The organism is Pseudomonas sp. 05N434, from assembly GCF_056396965.1.
The window spans coordinates 1-4778 of the sequence record NZ_JBFTMK010000393.1; the positions used below are offsets into that span (position 1 = coordinate 1).

The window sequence follows — 4778 nt, forward strand, 5'->3', positions numbered from 1 at the left end:
GCGCCCGGTTATTCCGCCGATCGCGCCGAAAGATCAGCCATTCACCCAGATCCACTCCGCCGAATACCGCAACCCGCAGCAACTGCCAGAGGGCGCTGTGCTGGTGGTGGGCSCCGGCTCGTCCGGGGTGCAGATCGCCGATGAATTACAGAGTGCCGGCAAGCAGGTTTACCTCTCGGTGGGTGCGCACGATCGCCCTCCTCGCGCCTATCGCAACCGTGATTTCTGCTGGTGGCTGGGCGTGCTCGGCGAGTGGGATCAGGCAGCGATGAAACCCGGCCGGGAACACGTGACCATCGCGGTGAGCGGCGCGCATGGTGGCCGTACGGTGGACTTCCGTGGGCTGGCCCATCGCGGAATGACGCTGGTGGGTCTGACCCAATCGTTCAATGGCAGCGTGGCGACGTTCCAGCCCAACCTTGCCGACAACCTGGCACGCGGCGATGAGAACTATCTGGCGCTGCTCAATGCCGCCGACGCCTACGTCGAGCGCAATGGCCTGGACCTGCCGGAAGAACCTGAGGCGCGGCATACCTTCCCGGATCCGGATTGCGTCACTAACCCGATTCTTGAACTCGACCTGGCCAAGGCTGGCGTGACGTCGATCATCTGGGCCACCGGGTTTGCCACGGATTACAGCTGGCTGAAGGTCAACGCGTTCGACGACAACGGCAAGCCGCAGCATCAGCGCGGAGTGTCGAGCGAGCCTGGGGTGTATTTCCTCGGCCTGCCATGGCAATCGCGTCGCGGCTCTTCGTTCATCTGGGGTGTTTGGCACGACGCCAAGTACGTGGCTGATCAGATCGCCATTCAGCGCTCATACCACGACTACCGCGATGCCCTGCAACGCGAAGCTGAAACCGCCCCCGTCGCGCATAAAACCACCGTCAGCGCTTAACGAATAGTTCTTCAGGAGCCTCAGATGTCCACGCCAACCCATACCCGTATTCGCATGTTCAACACCAAGGAAACCTACCCGAACCAGAGCCTGGATAATGACCTGTGCCAGGCCGTGCGGGCCGGCAACACCGTTTATGTTCGCGGCCAGGTCGGCACCGATTTCGAAGGCAACCTGGTGGGCCTCGGCGACCCGCGTGCGCAAACCGAGCAAGCCATGCGCAACGTCAAACAGTTGCTGGAGGAAGCTGGCAGCGACCTCAGCCACATTGTCAAAACCACCACTTACCTGATCGACCCGCGTTACCGCGAGCCGGTTTATCGGGAAGTGGGCAAGTGGCTCAAAGGGGTGTTTCCGATTTCCACCGGGTTGGTGGTGTCGGCACTGGGGCAGCCGCAGTGGCTGATGGAGATTGATGTGATTGCGGTGATTCCTGAGTAAGCAGGTAGACCGAGTCGCGGCTTTCGCGAGCAAGCTTCGCTCCTACAGTAGATCGCTGTTTCATGAACGACCCTGATCATCTGTAGGAGCGAAGCTTGCTCGCGAAGACGCCCGCACAGACAACAACTTTGCCAAGGCCAACCAAGGAGCAAAACCATGACCTTCTCCATCGCCGCCCGTTGCCCCGAAACCGGTCAGTTCGGCATTGCAATCAGTTCCTCAAGCATCGCCGTCGGCGCCCGCTGCCCCTGGCTATTGCCCGGTGTCGGCGCGGTCTCCACACAAAATATCACCCTGCCATCCCTCGGCCCGGAAACCCTCGCCCTCATGGAACAAGGCCTCGCACCTGCCGAGGCTCTGGACAAGGCATTGACCCGCAACGGCTACAGCCAATACCGACAAATCACGGCGATTGACCACCTCGGTCGCACCGCGCATTTCAGCGGCTCAGAAACCCTGGGCAACCACAACGCCGTGTCGGGCGAGCAATGCGTGGCCGCCGGCAACATGCTCGCGGACCGAGCCGTGATCCAGGCCATGGTCGAGGCGTACGAACATGGCGAGGGCCAACTGACCGATCGCTTGCTCACCGCGATGAAAGCGGCGGTGGTCGCAGGCGGTGAAGCCGGGCCGGTGCATTCGGCTGCCGTTGTAGTGGTCGGCGAACTGACCTGGCCGATCATCAACCTGCGGGTCGATTGGGCTGATGAAGATCCGATAGGCAAATTGCAGCAGTTGTGGGACGCCTATCGCCCACAGGTCAAGGACTACATCGACCGCGCCCTCGCCCCCGACAAATCCCCTGGCTACGGTGTTGCCGGAGACGACCGATGAGCAACAGCCGCGATTTGCTTGAAGCCTTGGTGGCGTTCGACACCACCAGCCGCGAATCAAATCTGCAGCTGATCGAGTTCGTCCGCGACTACCTCGCCCGCTTCGAGGTGCCTTGCGAATTGATCTACAACGACGAGCGCAGCAAGGCCAATCTGTTCGCCACCATTGGCCCGGCGGATCAGCCGGGCATCGTGTTGTCGGGGCACACCGATGTGGTGCCCGTCGACGGCCAGCCGTGGACCGTCGCGCCATTCCAGCTCACCGAACGCGACGGCAACCTGTACGGTCGCGGCACCGCGGACATGAAAGGCTACATCGCCTGTGTACTCGCCCTGGTGCCGTCACTGGTGAAGGCCTCGTTGCGACTGCCGGTGCACATCGCGCTGTCCTACGATGAGGAAGTCGGCTGTCTCGGCGTTCGTTCGCTTTTGAAAGCCCTCGAACAGCGCCCGGTCAAACCGATGCTCTGCATCATTGGCGAACCCACCGAACTCAAACCGGTGCTGGGCCACAAGGGCAAGCTGGCGATGCGCTGCGACATTCATGGCGAAGCCTGCCATTCGGCGTACGCGCCGCTCGGGGTCAATGCGATTGAATACGCCGCCGAACTGATCGGCGAACTGGGGCGGATTGGCCACAGGCTCAAGGCACCGGAGCATCACGACACCCGTTTCGATCCGCCGTTCAGCACCGTGCAAACCGGCGTCATCTCCGGCGGAAAAGCCTTGAACATCGTCCCCGCCGATTGCCGCTTTGACTTTGAAATCCGCGCCCTGCCCTCACAAGACCCTGGCCTCGTTGCGCAGGAATTGCAGACCTACGCCGAGCAACAAGTGCTACCGCGCATGCGCGCCGTGAGTGATCAGAGTGAAATCCGCTTCAGTGAATTGTCGGCCTATCCCGGTTTGGCGACCGATGCGCACAGCGAAGCCGCTGAGCTGATCACGGCATTTTCCGGTTCTGGGGAGTTCGGTACGGTGGCGTTTGGCACCGAGGGCGGTCTGTTTGACGCGGCGGGAATTGCGACAGTGGTGTGCGGTCCGGGCAGCATGGATCAGGGTCATAAGCCGGACGAATTTGTCAGCCTCGAACAATTGAACGGCTGCGATGAAATGCTGCAACGGATGCTGTTATCAATCAGCCGCTGATGGTTGGCCCGACGCTCAGGTATACAGTCGGGCCAGTTCTTCCTGGCAGTAATCCACGAACAGCTGCACCGGTTTGGTCAGCTGCGACCTTCTCAACCATGCCGCCGACAGACCCGAACCGGTCACGGTCTCGGCCAGCGGTATGCACACGACTTTCTGCCCGTCATAGGTGTATTCGGAAAACGGTTTGGTGACCAGAATCGAAAAGCCAAAACCGCGCCCGACCATCCCCCGCACCATCTCAATCGAAGGTGAGCTGAACACAATGTGCGGCGTCAGCCCGCGCTCTTCAAAAATGCTCACGAAGTAGGTCCGGCTCGGCACCACGTCCAGCAATATCATCGGCTCCAGCACCAGGTCATTCAGCGACACTTTCGCCTGTTGCGCGAAGCGGTGATCCGCCGGCAGCAAGGCGTAGGGCTGCTGCGGCGGCATCAGCGGCACTGTCTCAATCGTGCTGTCCAGATCGTGTTCGAACAGCATCGCCAGGTCGATGCTGCCGGCGGTCAGTGCCTGCACCAGTTCCTGCTGTTCGCCATCGCGAATGCGGATCTCCACACCTGGCCAACGCTCCTTGAAACCAGCGATCAAACGCGGCAGGTACAGCGGCGCCACCGTTTCAAAACAGCCAATATCGATCTGCCCCGCGACCACGTCGTTGTCAGCCAGCGCGTTCTGCTCAAACTCATGCGCGACCCGCAGCAGCTCCAGCGCCTTGCGATAAAACCGCGACCCGCTCGGCGTCAGCGAAACACCCTGGGCGTGATGCCGGATAAACAGCTGCACGCCAAAACTTTCTTCAAGGTGCTTGATCGCCGTCGACACCGACGGCTGCGCGATATAAAGCTTGCGCGAAGCCTCCGCCACGCTGCCGCAGTCGGCGGTGGTGACGAAATACTTGAGCTGTCGCAGGTTGTAAGCGGCCATGGGGACCTCCAGACACAACACATCAAAATCAAAAAACTTCCGCGGAACACAATTACTGTAAGAGCTGGCGAAGCCTGCGGGATCAGTCGACGCACAACTCTGTGGCGAGGGGGCTTGCCCCCGTTGGGTCGCGAAGCGGCTCCAAAACCTGCAACCATGGTGTATCAGGTGCACCGCATGCAGCGGTTTTACGACTGCTTCGCAGCCGAGCGGGGGGAAGCCCCCTCGCCACAGGTAACAAAACCAGGCATTACGGAGTATCCAAGGACGCTCAGGATCAAGCCTGAACATACCCGACACACCAAAACCCCGGGCATATATTTTTTAAGGTTTGAAGCAACAAACTTACTAATTTATCTATCCCGACGCATTGCACATCATCGCTCCAACAAGAAAAGCGTCGCTCGCGCGGCGCTCACCGAAGTACGTCCACGTACTCATCCTTGCCTTGGAGTTCACCATGTCCACCGCAGCAACACCCTCCGCTCCGCTCATCGAAAAACACACGATTGGATACGTCCCCCCGGAAG

Annotated in this window: 5 protein-coding genes; 4 read left to right on the forward strand and 1 reads right to left on the reverse strand. The window is 60.5% G+C overall.

Annotation, left to right across the window (positions count from 1 at the left end; translation table 11 throughout):
* The 4 genes from AC1DLB_RS21540 to argE form a co-directional block, all read left to right on the forward strand.
* Positions 1-898, forward strand: an 898-nt coding sequence (locus AC1DLB_RS21540; RefSeq protein WP_477785605.1) for an NAD(P)/FAD-dependent oxidoreductase, incomplete at its 5' end; no start/stop codon positions are given.
* Between the two features lie 24 nt (positions 899-922).
* The gene (locus AC1DLB_RS21545; RefSeq protein ID WP_018930235.1) at positions 923-1339 is read left to right on the forward strand and encodes a RidA family protein; all 417 of its coding nucleotides are present in this window, start codon (positions 923-925) and stop codon (positions 1337-1339) included.
* A 156-nt stretch (positions 1340-1495) separates the two neighbouring features.
* A complete protein-coding gene (locus AC1DLB_RS21550) occupies positions 1496-2173 on the forward strand; it encodes a DUF1028 domain-containing protein (RefSeq protein WP_258612282.1) in 678 nt (225 codons plus the stop codon).
* Entirely contained in the window at positions 2170-3321 is a 1152-nt protein-coding gene (gene argE, locus AC1DLB_RS21555; RefSeq protein WP_477744647.1) for an acetylornithine deacetylase, read from the forward strand. Before AC1DLB_RS21550 ends, argE begins: the two co-directional genes overlap by 4 nt.
* Before the next feature lie 15 nt (positions 3322-3336).
* Here argE and AC1DLB_RS21560 read toward each other — a convergent pair whose 3' ends face one another.
* Positions 3337-4248, reverse strand: a complete 912-nt coding sequence (locus AC1DLB_RS21560; protein ID WP_019648652.1) for a LysR family transcriptional regulator — start codon at positions 4246-4248, stop codon at positions 3337-3339.
* Positions 4249-4778: the final 530 nt, after the last annotated feature.

Bases quoted from the DNA above. Each gene is read 5' to 3' on its own strand.
- AC1DLB_RS21560 (WP_019648652.1), bottom strand. From the start codon at position 4,248: ATGGCCGCTTACAACCTGCGACAGCTCAAGTATTTCGTCACCACCGCC.
- argE (WP_477744647.1), top strand. From the start codon at position 2,170: ATGAGCAACAGCCGCGATTTGCTTGAAGCCTTGGTGGCGTTCGACACC.
- AC1DLB_RS21550 (WP_258612282.1), top strand. From the start codon at position 1,496: ATGACCTTCTCCATCGCCGCCCGTTGCCCCGAAACCGGTCAGTTCGGC.
- AC1DLB_RS21545 (WP_018930235.1), top strand. From the start codon at position 923: ATGTCCACGCCAACCCATACCCGTATTCGCATGTTCAACACCAAGGAA.